Below are 14,909 nucleotides of genomic sequence, written 5' to 3'. Positions count from 1 at the left end.
AGGCTGAATCATGCCTAACAGGCCGAGCCAGCGCGTTCTGCGCCATTGCTCCGGTCGGAAAGTCTCACATATGTCGTTGGTTGCCAGCGGAGACAGATTTGCCGCGTTCCGGCATATCGCCTACACCTATTTCTTCTTTGCCCGTTTTCTGACCGCGTTCGCCACGCAGGTCGTCAGCGTTTCCGTCGGCTGGCAAATGTATGAGCATACCGGCCAACCGATCTATCTCGGCCTGATCGGTCTGGTGCAGTTCCTGCCGTCGCTACTTCTGATCCTGGTGACCGGCACGGTGGCCGACCGTTACAACAGGCGCATGATCGCCGCCATTTGCATCCTCGTCGGCACGATCTGCACGGCCGCGCTGTTGTTTCTGACCGTCACCGGCATTTTTACGCCGCTGCTGGTCTTCCTGATCCTTGCTGTCTTTGGTGTCGAGCGCGCTTTCATGTCGCCAGCCTTGCAGTCGCTCGCCCCCAATCTCATCCCGCCCGCGGATCTTTCGAATGCGGTGACCTGGAATTCCATGTCCTGGGACGCCGCCGCCATTCTTGGCCCGGTCGCCGGTGGCCTGCTTTATGGCATCGGTCCCAGCGTCTCCTACACGGTTGCTGTGTTCTTCTTTGCCGCCGGCTCGATGCTCACCTTCCTGATCCCGAAGCCGCAGCAGCGCGTCGCGCACGAAGCGAAGAGCCTGAATGAGATCCTCGCCGGCTTCCGTTTCATCTGGTCGGAGAAGGTGGTGCTGGGTGCTGTCTCGCTCGACCTTTTCGCCGTGCTGCTCGGTGGCGCCGTGGCGCTGATGCCGATCTTTGCCCGCGATATTCTGACGCTTGGTCCCTGGGGCCTCGGCCTCCTGCGCGCGGCACCGAGCTTCGGCGCCATCGCCATGGGCCTGTTCCTGGCGACCTATCCCATCCGGCATCGGGCAGGGATCTGCATGTTCATCGGCGTTGGTATGTTCGGCCTGGGAACGCTGATCTTCGGCATCTCGCATACGCCGTGGCTGTCGATAGCAGCCCTTGCGATCATGGGCGCGTCCGACCTGATCTCGGTCTATGTCCGCGAGACCCTGATCACGCTCTGGACGCCCGACCACGTGCGCGGCCGCGTCAACGCCGTCAACATGGTCTTTGTCGGCGCCTCGAACGAGCTCGGCGAATTCCGCGCCGGCACCATGGCACATTATTTCGGCGCCATCCCGGCCGTCGTGATCGGCGGCATCGGCACGCTGGCGGTTGCGGTCATCTGGGCGGCGGGCTTCCCGCAACTGCGCAGAATTGATAGTTTGAACGCACCGGAGCGCGAGGACGAGCCGAAGATTGGGTGAGGTCATAAAGATGGGAGAGCAGTCGGATTGGTATAGATCATTCCCGGCGTTGCAGGAGCAGGAGACCGAAGGCGTCGATTATCGTATCCGCATGGAGGATAAGTCGTCGCTGGTGGCGGTGATTGCGCCTCATGGGGGATATATCGAGCCCACGACGTCGGAGATTACGCTGGAAATAGCGTCCGGTAGTTTTTCCGCCTATTGCTTCGAGGGGTTGAGAGAGGGCCGGCCGCATCATGAGCTGCACATCACTTCGGAATGTTTTCGTGAACCGAAGGCGCTTGCTCTGGTTTCAGCAGCCTTGATTGTGGTTGCCATTCATGGTCGAGCAAATGGGGACGATCTGGAAACATCCTGGGTCGGAGGCCTTGATGTGGTTCTTCGTGACCTAATCGTTGAGGCTTTGTCAGAGGGTGGATTCGCGGTCGTTGCGAGGGTGAAGGGAGAGCCTCTCGCCGGTATAGGCGTCCGTAATATATGCAACCAGGGCAAGCGAAATGCGGGCGTTCAGATCGAAATCCCAAGAGCGTTGAGGGACGAGCTTGCTGCCGATAGTGAACAGCTAAGGCACTATGCCACATCCGTGCGTGAAGCGATCAGCCGATACGCGACGATGTTGGAAGCAGGCTGAGGTATCGGGCAGCTCAAGCCGCCATCGCCTGCTTGCCCTCGAACACCATGTCGAGGAATTCGGAGAGCCAGGCTTTCAGGGCCGCGTCGAAGATCATGCGGCCTTCCAGATGCTCGCGGCCCTGCTGGGCGTTCGGAGCACAGAAGCGGTGTTCGCCATGCACGACCCAGCGCTGCATCATGGCGCGCGTGAGTTCGGCGTGGAACTGCAGGCCCCAGGCGTTGGCGCCATAGCGGTAAGCCTGGTTGGGATAGGTCTCGCCAGTTGCCAGTAGTTCGGCTCCGCGTGGCAGCTCGAAGCCTTCGTGGTGGAAGTGATAGACCATTTGTGGCCAACGGCGCATCAGCAGCCGGCCCCTTTCCGTCGGCTGCAGCGGGTACCAGCCGATTTCGGTCTTGCCGTCGTCGCGCGCCTTCACCTTGGCGCCGAGGTGACGGGCGAGCATTTGCGCGCCGAGACAGATGCCGAGATAGGGGCGGTTTTCCTTGAGCGGCACGTCAAGCCAGTCGATCTCCGCCTTGACGAAACCGTCGGGGTCGTTGACGCTCATCGGCCCGCCGAAGACCACCGCGCCCGCGTGACCTTCCAGCGTCGTCGGCAGTCCTTCACCGAGGACCGGACGGCGGACATCGAGGTCGTAGCCTTTTTCGAGAAGCATCTGACCGACGCGGCCGGGGCTGGAGCGCTCCTGGTGCAGCACGATCAGGACGGGGCGGCGATGCGTGCCGCTCCTTGGCGTCTCAATCATCATCGCCTGTCTCCATCGCGTGGCCGGGCGCGCGGGCAGCCGCCTCCTGCCGCTTCACGATGCGCTCGCGATCGGAGATGCCCATGAGATCGGCGATCCGCCAGATCGCGTGGTCCTCCATCTCGCTGCGCTCGCCATCGGCGTAGACGATATCCCAGAGGATGCCGAGGAGTTCGAGGCGCTGCTCGCCATTCAGGTGGCGTTTCAGGTCGGAGGTGAAGCGGTAATAATCCACCGCCTCGCTCTCGGCCTCCTGGCCGGCGGCGATCAGCGCGTCGAGCTGGCGGCCCTCGAGACCGTATTGCTCCTTCAACAGCTTGCGAAGCCGCTTCTTCTCGCTGTCCTCGATCTTGCCGTCCGCTTCCATCACCTGGATGCAGAGAGCCGCCACCGCGATGCGCGGGTCGTCGGGGGCAAAACCGGATTTGGAGTGGTCTTTCGTCAGGCTATGGAAAAATTCCTGAAAGCGTTCAAACATTCGGTTCCATTCTTAGAGCAACTGAGCACGATCTGGTCCGGAAAGCGCAACGCGCTTCTTGGGATCATGCCCTAGAACAACTTGAGCCGTGTCTTGGGGTCCGATTCAAGTTCTCGATTTTTTACACCCGGATCATCTGGCGCGCCGCCGAAAAAGGGCTTTGGCTCGGGCTCCTTCGCCGGCTCGACTGCGGCCGTCGCCGGCTTCGCTACGGTCGGTTCCAGTTCTATAACAGAGGTGCTGGCGGCCGGCGATGCAACTATTGGTGAAGGCGGTTTTGCCGTAGCGGTTGCGGGAGCGGTCTCTCGCATTGGCGGCAGCGACTTCAGCGCGGCATCGACCGAAACGGCTGTGCCTTCTTCCAGCGGCCCCTCGATCTGGCCGAAGGGCGCCTTCCATTCGAAGGCATCGAGCCGGCCGGTGATGGGCGAAAGCGGCAGCCATTTGTCGGAGACGAAACCATCGGCCACCCAGGCCGGATCGCGCGGCGCGCGCAGCGCCTGCGCCATCCAGTGGCGGACACGGCCCTGATCGTCGGTCTCGGCCTCCTCGATATCGGCCAGCAGCAGGAAGGCACCCTCGCGGGCGTCGATTCGGGCCGCCGCCTCGGCCTTGGCGCGGGCCTTGGCGAAGTCATGGGCGTCGAGCGCTGCCTTTGCGGTGACGAGCAGGGCCTCGACATTGTTCGGGCGGATCGCTTCCAGCCGCTCAGCGCGCTTCAGGCGATCGGTGACGCTGTCGCCGCTGCGGGCGCGGACATAGGCCTTGCCGATCTCCGGATGCGGCTTTGCCTTCCAGACCTGTTCAAGAACCGATGCGGCCTTGCGGACCTTGTCTTCACGGAACAATGCCTTGGCGGCCGTCAGTGCGGCGGGGACGAAATCGGCGGCCAGCTTCAGTGCCGCGAGCGCATCGTCGCGGGCGCCGGCTGGGTTGCTTTCCAGCTTGTCGTTGGCGCGCGCGGTCAGGAGTACGGCGCGCTGGCGATTGGCGGTCTCCTTGTCGACGACGTGGGCCACCTTCTGCTGGTCGAGAAGCTTGATGGCGTCGTCCCAGTTGCCGGCTTGGCTGCGATATTCCAGCGTAGCCTGCGCCGCCCAGGGCAAATAGGGGGCGTGATCGGCGGCCTTTTCGGCATATTGCCGTGCGGCCTCATTGGCGCCGAGGCGTTTGGCTTCGAGATAGAGACCGCGCAAGCCGAGCTCGCGGGTTTCCGGGTCGTTGGCCATCAGCTCGAATTTCTGGCGCGCTTCGTCATGCCTGCCTTCGATCAGGGCGGCCTGCGCTTCAAGCAGATTGATCAGCGGTTCCTGGTCGGCGCGGATCAGGCCGCGCGTGCGCGCCGCCATCTTGCGGGCGAGCAGCGCATTGCCGGCACCGGCGGCGATCAGCCCCGTCGACAGCGCCTGATAGCCGCGATCACGCTTGCGGGCGCGGAAATAGCGGGTGACGGAATGCGGCGAGCTCCAGATCAGCCGGATGAACCACCAGATGATCATGGCGGCGGCAATCAGCGCGATCAGGATGCCGGCGGCAACAATCAGCTTGGCCTGGTAAAGCTGACCTTCCCAGACCAGCGAGAGATCGCCGGGGCGATCCGCGAGCCAGGAAAAGCCAAAGCCGAGCACCAGGACGAGGAGGACGAAGATAAGCAGTCTGATCATTCTCGTGCTCCGTCCTCAGTTCTGTTTTCCGGTGTTGGCGATCGCCTTCGACAGCGCTTCGCCGACCAGATCCTCGACGCGGACGCGGGCCCCCAGCGATTGCTTGAAAGCGGCGGAAGCCGATTTGGCGGCATCCGGCAGGTTGTTCCACTCGGTGATGGCGCCGGGCAGGTCGCCATTCTTCACCTTGTCCTCGAAGCGGGCGGCAACGGCATCGACACTATCGCCGGAGACATTGCCGACCGGGCGCACCTGCACCAGCGATTTGGCGCCCGACAGCAGCCGGTCGCTCCAGTTCTGGTTCGGATCGTCCTGTTGCGTCGAGGCGACGATCGCGGTCGTGACGTCGGAAACCTGGCGAATGAGATCGGCGCGGGATGGAATGCCGGTCTGGGCGAAATTCTTGAGATCGGCGACGGCCGGATCGTCCGGCGCGACATTGGCGAAGGTGTCTAGCTCGGGCTGGAAGGGACCACCACGATCGATCGCCGCCTTCAGTGCGGCCGCCGCGATGGCGCGGGCAACGGCGCTCTCCTGGCTCGGCTCGCTCAGCTTCTTCTCGGCGTCGTCGAGACGCTTGCTGACATCGGCATCGGCCGAAGTCCGGCTTTGCGTCGCCTGGTCGAGGCTTGCCTTCAGCTGACCGACCTCGGTGCTCAGTGCTGCGATCTTCTGATCGGCCTCGCCACTGCCTGCTGCGGATGATCCACCGGCCGTCGGGTTGTTGGCGGCGGCTGTCTCGAGGGCCGCGATACGGGCGGTCAGCGTCGTATCAGGCGCTGCTGCGGGCGCGGCGGCGAGATTGGAAACTGTCTGCTTCAGCCCGTCGATTTCGGCGGTGAGCGCGGCAATGTCGGCGGACGTATCTTTAGCCGCCCTGCCGCCGGGTAGGAGGCCTGCATACTGGATCGCGCCGACGCAGATGAGGGGAGATCAGGCCGCCGACGATGCCGGCGGCGATCAGGCCCGAAGTTGAGCCCTGTTGCCGCTGGGGTGCTGCGGGCTGTTCGCTATTGAAAGAGTAGGCTTCAGCTTCCCGGTCGAGCTCGGCTTTGAGCTTTTCCTCCGCTGCTTCCGCGACGGGCTCACCTGCTTCGGAGCGCAGTGGCTCCCGCTCGGTCTCCAGTGGCATCTCCACTTCATTGGCGGAGGAACTGCCGGGTTCGCTATGATTGGGCTCGGTCATGTCATTGGAAGCCGCGGCTTGCACGGACTTCTCTGCTTCCAGGTCGATCGTGACCGGCTCGTCGTTGGGCTTCGAATGGTTTGGCGTTTTTCGCGATACCATGAGGTCCTCTTTTCATGCGCTGCAGCGAGGTTAGACAGACAAGTCGAATATGGAAAGAGCTTAGATCAAAATTGAGGCCTTACTCCGCCGTCAGGAGCGCCAGAAGACTGTCTTCATCCGGCATGTCGGCAATATCCACATGTGCGCGCAGCAAAGCCGGGACGGCATCGGCGATCGTTTCGCTGAGGCAGAGGAACCGTGTCGGAGCAAGGACATCCGGGCGTTGCCGCAGAAAGGACAGGCTGAAAAAACGCAGCGCCGTCTGGCGCGAATAGAGGAGTACGGCGTCGGCGCGGGTATCGACAAAAAGTTTGCGAAGGGCGGCATCGTCGGGGGTGATATCCAGCATATGGTAGCATTCCACCGTCCGCAGCGGGATGTTTAATTCCGTCAGCCTTGTTTCAAAACCCGCAGCGCGGGGCAAGCCGGCGAGATAGAGCAGGGGCTGCTGCGTGCTGGTCCGGTTGCGGGCAATCAGCTCCGCGAGTTCGATGCCGCCGCCTTCGGAGGTAAGGACATGAGTGAAGCCAAGGTTTCTTGCTTTTTTCGCCGTCGCCTTGCCGACCGCGAAAAGCGGGCGGTCGAGATGAGGCGCGAGACTTTGGCCCAGCCCGGCAAGTGCGCGGATCGCTTCGGCGCTGGTGATGGCAATCGCATCTTGCGTATCCGACAGCGCCTGCCGGGCAGCATCGACGTCGTGCATCGGCTCCGACAGCGGCAGCGGGAAAGCCTCGTGTCCCATCTCCGCCAACCGGCTGATGGTGCGTTCACCCGAATGCTGGGGGCGGGTGACGACGACGCGCATGGGCGATCAGGTCCAGTCTTCGAAGAAGGTGCTGCCGGCCTCAGTGCGGATAGCCTGGCCGGCATTGGTGCCGAGCGCTGCGGCGTCCCGGCGGTGGCCCTCGATGGTGGTGGTGTGCACCTGCTGGCCATCCGGGGTCAGGATCATGCCGAAGAACCGGATATGATCGCCCTCGCAGACGGCATAGCCGGCAATCGGCGTGCGGCAGGAGCCGTCGAGTGCTGCAAGGAAGCCACGTTCGCAGGAGACGGTGTCGAAGGTGGGCGCGTCATTGATGGCGGCGAGCAGGTTATTCATCCTGTCATCGCCGATGCGGCTTTCAATGCCGATCGCGCCTTGCGCCGGTGCCGGTGGGAATGCATCGGGGTCGAGGATGTCGGTGATCACATCCACCTTGCCGAGCCGTTTCAGGCCGGCAACAGCCAGGAGCGTTGCATCCGCCTGGCCTTCCTCCAATTTGCGCAGCCGGGTCTGGACCGAGCCGCGAAAGGTGATGACGTTGATATCGGGGCGCAAGCGGCGGATCAGCGCCTGACGGCGCAACGACGCGGAGCCGACGGTCGCACCATGCGGCAGCTCGATCAGCTTCGGCGCCGTGCGGCCGATAACGGAATCGCGAATATCCTCGCGCGGCAGGTAGGCGGTGAGCGCCAGCCCTTCCGGCAGTTTCGTTGCCATGTCCTTGGCGGAATGCACGGCGAAGTCGAGCTCGCCCGAGGTCAGTTTCTCCTCGAGCTCCTCCGTAAACAGGCCCTTGCCGCCGATTTCCGCCAGCGCACGATCGGCGATGCGATCGCCCTTGGTGGTCAGAGCGACGATCTCGAACATTTCTGCCGGCAGGCCGTGGGCCGCCATCAGGCGGTCGCGGGCCTCGTGCGCTTGCGCCAATGCTAGCGGGCTGCCGCGTGTGCCGATCCGGAAAGGTTTTGTTTGCATCCGCTTTGATCCGTTGTTACCGACAGTCCCCGTAACCATATTTCCGCTTTATCGCAATCGACCAACAGGCATCGAACGACTTCCATGGCGTCCTTTCTTCGTATTCTCGGCATCGAAACAAGCTGCGACGAAACCGCGGCAGCCATTGTCGAGCGCCAGGATGACGGCACCGCCATCGTACGCTCAGACGTTGTTTTGAGCCAGCTAGACGAGCATAGCGCCTATGGCGGCGTCGTGCCCGAGATTGCTGCGCGCGCGCATGTCGAGGCGCTGGATACACTGATCGACGAAGCTTTGAAGCGCGCCAATGTGTCGCTGGCCGATGTCGATGCCATCGCTGCCACCTCCGGCCCCGGCCTGATCGGCGGCCTGCTCGTCGGGCTGATGACCGGCAAGGCGATATCCAGGGCAACCGGCAAGCCGCTCTATGCGATCAACCATCTGGAAGGCCATGCCTTGACCGCACGGCTGACGGATGGCCTCGCTTTCCCCTATCTGATGCTGCTGGTCTCCGGTGGCCATACACAATTGATCCTGGTGCGCGGCGTCGGTCAGTACGAGCGTTGGGGCACGACCATTGATGATGCGCTGGGCGAAGCCTTCGACAAGACGGCAAAGCTGCTCGGCCTGCCCTATCCCGGCGGGCCTGCGGTTGAGGCGGCTGCGAAGAACGGTAATCCGGATCGATTCGATCTTCCTCGTCCGCTGGTCGGCGAGGCCCGGCTGGACTTCTCCTTCTCCGGCCTCAAGACAGCGGTGCGGCTGGCGGCGACGACGATCGCGCCGGTGAGCGAGCAGGATATTGCCGATATCTGCGCTTCCTTCCAGAAGGCGGTCTCTCGCACGCTGAAAGACCGGATCGGGCGCGGGCTGCAGCGTTTCAAGAACGAGTTTCCGAAGACGGCGGAAAAGCCGGCGCTGGTGGTTGCCGGCGGTGTTGCTGCCAATCTCGAGCTGCGCCGTACGCTGCAGGAGCTTTGCGATCTCAACGGTTTCCGCTTCATCGCGCCGCCGCTCAGCCTTTGCACCGACAATGCCGTGATGATCGCCTGGGCCGGGTTGGAGCGCATGGCGGTGGGTGCCGCACCTGACGGTCTCGATGTACAGCCGCGCTCGCGCTGGCCGCTCGATCAGAAGGCGGAAACGCTTCTGGGCCATGGCAAACGAGGAGCGAAGGCATGAGCGGCAACGAACGGATCGCGGTCATCGGCGCCGGCGCGTTCGGCACGGCACTTGCCGCCGTCATCGCCTTGACGGGCAAGAGCCAGGTGACGCTGGTCGGGCGCAAGGCGGCGCTGATGGCCGATCTCAATACCGACCGGATGAATGACGCGGCATTGCCCGGCATCGAACTGCCGGATTCGCTGCAATTTTCCGCCGAGCCGGATTCGATTTCGGATGCCGGTATTGTCCTCTTCGCCATGCCGTCGCAGGCGCAGGCCGATGCGGCCCGTCTTTATGGGCCTTATCTCGCAAAAGATGCCGTTGTCGTCACTTGCGCCAAAGGCATCGACAAGGTTTCCGGCGATCTTCTGACCGACATGCTCGAGCGCGAATTGCCGCACCATGCCATCGCTGTTCTCTCCGGGCCGGGCTTTGCCGCGGATATCGCCAAGGGCCTGCCGACAGCAATGGCGATCGCGGCGGCCGACATGGCAGTGGCGGAACGGCTGGCGCAGGCGATTTCCGGCCGCACCTTCCGTCTTTACGCCTCTTCCGATCGCGTTGGCGTGCAACTCGGTGGCGCGCTGAAGAATGTGCTGGCGATTGCCTGCGGCATCGTCGAAGGACGAGGGATCGGCGATTCGGCGCGGGCGGCACTGATCAGCCGTGGCCTTGCCGAGATGTCACGCTTCGTCTTCGCCAAGGGTGGCAAGGCTGAGACCGTGCGCGGGCTCTCCGGCCTCGGCGACCTCGTCTTGACCGCCACCAGCCACCAGTCCCGCAACCTGCGCTTCGGCATCGCGCTTGGCGAGGGCCAGACGGTCGATCCCGCGCATGGAGAGCTGGTCGAAGGCGCCTATGCCGCCTCGATCGCCGCGAAGCTGGCGCAAGGTCTCGGTGTCGATATGCCGATCACTGAGGCCGTTTCGGCGATCATCGACGGCAAGCTGGATATCCCGACGGCCATCGAACAATTGATGACGCGGCCGATTACGACGGAATAATTTTCTAGATCTCAAAAGGAGCACAAATCATGCTGTTTGCCTTTGTCTGCAAGGACAAGCCCGGTCACCTGAATGTCCGCATGGACACGCGCCCTGCCCATGTCGAGCATCTCAACAAGCTCAATGCTGAGGGTACGCTGAAGATGGCGGGCCCGTTCCTCGATGCGGATGGCAAGCCCAATGGCAGCCTCGTCATCGTCAATGCTGACACGATCGAGGCGGCCAAGGCGATTGCCGATTCCGATCCCTATGCCAAGGCCGGCCTGTTCGAGAGTGTCGAGGTCAAGCCGTTCAATTGGGTCTTCAACAATCCGGAGGCATGAGGCATGGCGCATTGGCTTTATAAATCCGAGCCGTCCTCCTGGTCCTGGCAGCAGCAGAAGGATGCCGGGAGCGAGGGCACGGCCTGGACCGGCGTTCGCAACTATCTCGCTCGCAACAACATGCGGACGATGCAGATCGGCGACAAGGGTTTCTTCTACCATTCCAATGACGGGCTGGAGATCGTCGGTATCGTCGAGGTCTGCGCGCTGTCGCATCCCGATGCGACCGCCAAGGACGATCCGCGCTGGGATTGCGTCGATATCCGCGCCGTGCGCGATATGCCCAAGCCTGTGTCGCTGAAGGATATCAAGGCCAATCCGAAGCTTTCGCAGATGTCGCTGGTGACCTCGATGCGGCTTTCCGTGCAGCCGGTGACATCAGAGGAATATCTCGAAGTCTGCCGCATGGGCGAGCTCGACAATCCGCCCGTTTGACACGCCCGAGCTGAGGCCGCTTTGAAGACCGATCCGGAGACATTCATCCGTGCGAACACCAGCGTCATGGCACCGCCGCATGTGTCGGAAATCCGGCTGCATCTGGCCAGCGAAGCCCATGATCTCTGGCTGAAGACGGAGGAAGAGCTGGAGGAGATCGGCCTGCCGCCGCCCTTCTGGGCTTTTGCCTGGGCGGGCGGGCAAGGGCTTGCGCGCTATATTCTCGACCATCCTGACACGGTCGCCTGCAAACGGGTTGTCGATTTTGCCAGTGGTTCGGGGCTGGTGGCGATTGCGGCGAGGCTTGCGCGCGCAAGCCGGGTGCTCGCCGCCGATATCGATCCCTGGGCGGAAACTGCGGTGCGATTGAACGCCATGCAAAACGGCGTCACGCTCGATTTCACCGGCGATAATCTCGTGGACCAGCCGATCGATGCCGACGTCGTTCTCGCCGGGGATGTCTTTTACGATCGCGATTTTGCCGATCGGCTCATTCCCTGGTTTCGGCGGTTGGCGGGAGAGGGGTGTCTGGTTCTGGTCGGCGATCCGGGCCGAGCCTACCTGCCCAAGGATCGCCTGGAGGCCCAGGCCAGCTATCAGGTGCCGGTGACGCGGGCGCTGGAGGATAGCGAAGTCAAAAAGACGACGGTCTGGCGGTTTCTCGCTGACTAACGATCCTTACGGGCGAATCAGGCAGACGCCGGCTTCGTATGAGCAGGCATTGCCGGCAAGCTTGACGTCGATCACCTGAGCGCGCGGCTTCAGCCGTGTCGCGGGCTTGCCCGGGTATCGGTCATAACCGCCATAGCCGACGATATAGGTCCCGCCATCGGCCCGGTAAATATCCGCAGTGCCGGCATAGGTGCCGATATCCGCCGCGTATTGCCGGTCCATCAGGACGATTCTGTTCGGCTGCGGCTGTGCTGAGCGCTGCGACCACGAGATCTCGTGCAACCTGTGGGGGCTGGAATGGTGGAACGGCCGATATTCCCGGCGATAGTCACCCGCCGAGACAGATGAGTATGAAAGAACGGCGGCTGCCGCCAAAACGAGCGCCGCTGCCTTGAAAAGATGCTGCCGCATGCGGTTTCCTCGCCGGTTAAATCCCTAATAAAGTATGAAGAACAGAATGCCGCAAGGGTGCGGTTAAGTCCACTTGGCAGACGAGAAAATCATATCGAAGCGTCAATCAGGGGAATGATTTCCGCTCACGGGCCAAAGATGTCGAACGATCCGAATCGATTAAATTCGAGGCGGACAGCAATTGTGCTTGTCGCCGTGCCTTTCCGTGATTAATGGTCGCAATTGATGCAACGCACACAGGATTTTCCTGCGCGTATGCGTTGCCCCGAAGATATCCGGGATCAAAGCGTATCGTAACGCCGCGAGGTTCTGATGGCGAACGTCACACAAAACCGGCCCTTGTCGCCGCATCTGCAAATCTACAAGCCTATTCCCACCATGATCATGTCGATCGTTCACCGTATCACTGGCTGTGCGCTGTATTTCGGCACGCTGCTGGTTGCCTGGTGGCTGATCGCCGCGGCGACGGGTCAGGGCTCTTTCGAACTGGTCAACTGGATCATGGGGACGATCGTCGGTCGGCTCGTGCTGTTCGGCTATACATGGGCTTTGCTCCACCACATGCTCGGTGGTCTGCGCCATTTCATGTGGGACCTCGGCTATGGCTTCGGCAAGGAATTCTCGACCAGGCTGGCCAAGGCGACGCTCGTCGGTTCGCTCTGTCTGACCGCGCTGGTCTGGATCATCGGCATCGCCATCCGGCTGGTTTGATTGGCATGATCCTGTCCGAGGCCGCCTTGCGGTCCTTCGGTTCGGGATCATTGCTTTAAAGGATATTTCTTATGGATATGCGCACGCCTTTGGGCAAAGTCCGCGGCCTCGGCTCCGCCAAGGAAGGCACCGATCATTTCTGGCGTCAGCGCCTGACTGCCGTCGCCAACGTCCCGCTCTTCATTTTCTTCGTCATTTTCCTTCTGGTCTATGCCGGCGCTCCCTATGCGGAGGTCGTGCACGCGCTGTCGAATCCCTTCGTCGCCGTCATCATGGGCCTGATGGTGATCTCCGGCCTCATTCACATGAAGCTCGGCATGCAGGTCGTCATCGAGGACTATGTCCACACCGAGATCACCAAGATCATCCTTCTCATGCTCAACACATTCTTCACGATCATCATGGCGGGGCTCTGTCTCTTCGCCATTCTGAAGATCGCGTTCGTAGGATAATTGCATCATGGCACCGAACTCATCCGCTCAGAATGGCAAAGCCTACAAGTATGTCGATCACTCCTATGACGTGATCGTCGTCGGCGCCGGCGGCGCTGGCCTGCGTGCCACGCTCGGCATGGCCGAACAGGGCTTCCGCACCGCCTGCATCACCAAGGTCTTTCCGACCCGTTCGCACACGGTCGCGGCCCAGGGCGGCATCGCCGCCTCGCTGCAGAACATGACGCCGGACAGCTGGCAGTGGCATCTCTATGACACCGTCAAGGGCTCCGACTGGCTCGGCGACGTCGACGCCATGCAATACATGGTCATGGAAGCGCCGAAGGCGGTCTACGAGCTTGAGCATTACGGCGTGCCCTTCTCGCGCAACGAGGAAGGCAAGATCTATCAGCGTCCATTTGGCGGCCACATGCAGAATTTCGGCGAGGGACCACCGGTGCAGCGCACCTGTGCTGCCGCCGACCGTACCGGCCACGCTATCCTGCACACGCTCTATGGCCAGTCGCTGCGCAACAATGCAGAATTCTTCATCGAGTATTTCGCGCTCGACCTGATCATGTCGGACGATGGCAGCCGCTGCACCGGCGTCGTTGCCTGGTGTCTCGATGACGGCACGATCCATCGCTTCGCTGCCAAGATGGTGGTGCTGGCGACCGGCGGTTACGGCCGCGCCTATTTCTCCGCGACTTCGGCCCATACCTGCACCGGCGACGGCGGCGGCATGGTGGCCCGTGCCGGCCTGCCGCTGGAGGACATGGAATTCGTGCAGTTCCATCCCACAGGCATTTACGGTTCGGGATGTCTGATCACCGAAGGCGCGCGCGGCGAAGGCGGGTATCTCGTCAACTCCGAAGGCGAGCGCTTCATGGAGCGTTATGCTCCTTCGGCGAAGGACCTTGCCTCGCGTGACGTGGTTTCTCGCTGCATGACGCTGGAAATCCGCGAGGGTCGCGGCGTCGGCAAGAACAAGGACCACATCTTCCTGCATCTCGACCATCTCGATCCGGCCGTGTTGCACGAGCGTCTGCCGGGCATTTCCGAGAGTGCCCGCATCTTCGCCGGCGTCGATGTCACCCGCGAGCCGATCCCGGTGCTGCCGACCGTTCACTACAATATGGGCGGCATTCCGACGAACTATTGGGGCGAAGTGCTGAATGCCGACAGCAACAATCCCGAGCGTGTGCTGCCGGGCCTGATGGCCGTCGGCGAAGCTGGCTGCGCCTCGGTGCACGGCGCCAACCGTCTCGGCTCCAATTCGTTGATCGACCTTGTGGTCTTCGGCCGTGCCGCTGCCATTCGTGCCGGCGAAGTCATCGACCGCGTCAGCCCGGTGCCGCCGGTCAACGTTGCTGCCTGCGATAAGATCATGGATCGCTTCGACCGCCTGCGTCATGCCAGCGGCAGCACGCCGACGGCGGTACTGCGCGAGAAAATGCAGCGCGCCATGCAGGAGGACGCCGCCGTGTTCCGCACGCAGGAATCGCTGGAATCCGGCTGCCGTCGCATTTCGGAAATCTGGAAGGAGCTGCCGGACATCAAGGTCACCGACCGCTCGATGATCTGGAATTCCGATCTCGTCGAGACCTTGGAACTGCACAATCTAATGACCAACGCCATCGCGACGATCTACGGCGCCGAGGCCCGCAAGGAAAGCCGCGGCTCGCATGCCCGCGAGGACTACACCGAAGGCAAGTTCGGCGGCCGCGACGACGAGAACTGGCGCAAGCATACGCTTGCCTGGGTCAACGACGCCGGCGACGTCAAGCTCGACTATCGTCCCGTCCATACCGAACTGATTGCCGAAGGCATCGATCCGCACAAGATCGAGCCAAAAGCACGCGTCTATTGATCTGAGAGGAA

General features: G+C 62.3%; 16 protein-coding genes and 1 pseudogene. 10 read left to right on the top strand and 7 right to left on the bottom strand.

Annotation, left to right across the window (positions count from 1 at the left end; genetic code table 11):
• Positions 1-70: 70 nt before the first annotated feature.
• On the top strand, positions 71-1,327 hold the full coding sequence (locus tag HB780_RS23820) for an MFS transporter (RefSeq protein ID WP_183689828.1): 1,257 nt from the start codon (positions 71-73) through the stop codon (positions 1,325-1,327).
• A complete protein-coding gene (locus HB780_RS23815) occupies positions 1,320-1,958 on the top strand; it encodes a poly-gamma-glutamate hydrolase family protein (protein WP_286203052.1) in 639 nt (212 codons plus the stop codon). The genes HB780_RS23820 and HB780_RS23815 overlap by 8 nt, the downstream gene beginning before the upstream one ends.
• Before the next feature lie 13 nt (positions 1,959-1,971).
• Here HB780_RS23815 and HB780_RS23810 read toward each other — a convergent pair whose 3' ends face one another.
• From HB780_RS23810 to hemC, 6 genes and pseudogenes are all read right to left on the bottom strand, one after another.
• The gene (locus HB780_RS23810; protein WP_183697423.1) at positions 1,972-2,706 is read right to left on the bottom strand and encodes a glutamine amidotransferase; all 735 of its coding nucleotides are present in this window, start codon (positions 2,704-2,706) and stop codon (positions 1,972-1,974) included.
• Entirely contained in the window at positions 2,699-3,184 is a 486-nt protein-coding gene (locus tag HB780_RS23805) for a tellurite resistance TerB family protein (protein WP_183689826.1), read from the bottom strand. Before HB780_RS23805 ends, HB780_RS23810 begins: the two co-directional genes overlap by 8 nt.
• A 71-nt stretch (positions 3,185-3,255) precedes the next feature.
• Positions 3,256-4,848 carry a heme biosynthesis protein HemY gene (locus HB780_RS23800; RefSeq protein WP_183689825.1) on the bottom strand — a complete coding sequence of 531 codons (1,593 nt, stop codon included), beginning with the start codon at positions 4,846-4,848 and terminating at the stop codon, positions 3,256-3,258.
• Positions 4,849-4,863: 15 nt separating this feature from the next.
• Positions 4,864-6,136 (bottom strand): annotated as a pseudogene (locus HB780_RS23795) (COG4223 family protein).
• Positions 6,137-6,215: 79 nt separating this feature from the next.
• Positions 6,216-6,941 (bottom strand): uroporphyrinogen-III synthase, encoded by a 726-nt coding sequence (locus tag HB780_RS23790; RefSeq protein WP_183689824.1) that lies wholly within the window; start codon positions 6,939-6,941, stop codon positions 6,216-6,218.
• A 6-nt stretch (positions 6,942-6,947) separates the two neighbouring features.
• Complete coding sequence (hemC, locus tag HB780_RS23785) at positions 6,948-7,877, bottom strand: hydroxymethylbilane synthase (protein ID WP_183689823.1); 930 nt, start codon at positions 7,875-7,877, stop codon at positions 6,948-6,950.
• A gap of 84 nt (positions 7,878-7,961) precedes the next feature.
• Between hemC and tsaD the strand changes: the two genes are divergently transcribed.
• Genes tsaD through HB780_RS23760 form a run of 5 tightly spaced genes read left to right on the top strand, consistent with a single transcriptional unit; the run spans position 7,962 to position 11,475 of the window.
• Positions 7,962-9,059 (top strand): tRNA (adenosine(37)-N6)-threonylcarbamoyltransferase complex transferase subunit TsaD, encoded by a 1,098-nt coding sequence (gene tsaD, locus HB780_RS23780; RefSeq protein ID WP_183689822.1) that lies wholly within the window; start codon positions 7,962-7,964, stop codon positions 9,057-9,059.
• Entirely contained in the window at positions 9,056-10,045 is a 990-nt protein-coding gene (locus tag HB780_RS23775; RefSeq protein ID WP_183689821.1) for an NAD(P)H-dependent glycerol-3-phosphate dehydrogenase, read from the top strand. The genes tsaD and HB780_RS23775 overlap by 4 nt, the downstream gene beginning before the upstream one ends.
• Positions 10,046-10,074: 29 nt before the next feature.
• On the top strand, positions 10,075-10,368 hold the full coding sequence (locus tag HB780_RS23770) for a YciI-like protein (protein WP_047466101.1): 294 nt from the start codon (positions 10,075-10,077) through the stop codon (positions 10,366-10,368).
• Between the two features lie 3 nt (positions 10,369-10,371).
• Positions 10,372-10,803 (top strand): EVE domain-containing protein, encoded by a 432-nt coding sequence (locus tag HB780_RS23765; protein WP_183689820.1) that lies wholly within the window; start codon positions 10,372-10,374, stop codon positions 10,801-10,803.
• 21 nt (positions 10,804-10,824) lie between these two features.
• Positions 10,825-11,475 (top strand): class I SAM-dependent methyltransferase, encoded by a 651-nt coding sequence (locus tag HB780_RS23760; protein WP_183689819.1) that lies wholly within the window; start codon positions 10,825-10,827, stop codon positions 11,473-11,475.
• A 6-nt stretch (positions 11,476-11,481) separates the two neighbouring features.
• Here HB780_RS23760 and HB780_RS23755 read toward each other — a convergent pair whose 3' ends face one another.
• Positions 11,482-11,886, bottom strand: coding sequence for a hypothetical protein (locus HB780_RS23755; RefSeq protein ID WP_183689818.1), 405 nt, complete (start codon positions 11,884-11,886; stop codon positions 11,482-11,484).
• A 312-nt stretch (positions 11,887-12,198) separates the two neighbouring features.
• Between HB780_RS23755 and sdhC the strand changes: the two genes are divergently transcribed.
• The 3 genes from sdhC to sdhA all read left to right on the top strand — a co-directional run bounded on the left by sdhC (position 12,199) and on the right by sdhA (position 14,898).
• Positions 12,199-12,597 carry a succinate dehydrogenase, cytochrome b556 subunit gene (gene sdhC, locus HB780_RS23750; RefSeq protein WP_183689817.1) on the top strand — a complete coding sequence of 133 codons (399 nt, stop codon included), beginning with the start codon at positions 12,199-12,201 and terminating at the stop codon, positions 12,595-12,597.
• A 71-nt stretch (positions 12,598-12,668) separates the two neighbouring features.
• Positions 12,669-13,049 (top strand): succinate dehydrogenase, hydrophobic membrane anchor protein, encoded by a 381-nt coding sequence (sdhD, locus tag HB780_RS23745; protein WP_183689816.1) that lies wholly within the window; start codon positions 12,669-12,671, stop codon positions 13,047-13,049.
• Positions 13,050-13,056: 7 nt separating this feature from the next.
• Positions 13,057-14,898: a succinate dehydrogenase flavoprotein subunit gene (sdhA, locus tag HB780_RS23740; protein ID WP_183689815.1), complete on the top strand. Its 1,842-nt coding sequence runs from the start codon at positions 13,057-13,059 to the stop codon at positions 14,896-14,898.
• The last annotated feature ends 11 nt before the right edge of the window (positions 14,899-14,909 follow it).

The sequence above is a fragment of the Rhizobium lusitanum genome, assembly GCF_014189535.1.
Classification (GTDB): domain Bacteria; phylum Pseudomonadota; class Alphaproteobacteria; order Rhizobiales; family Rhizobiaceae; genus Rhizobium; species Rhizobium lusitanum_C.
This window is presented reverse-complemented; position numbering and strand designations above follow the sequence as displayed.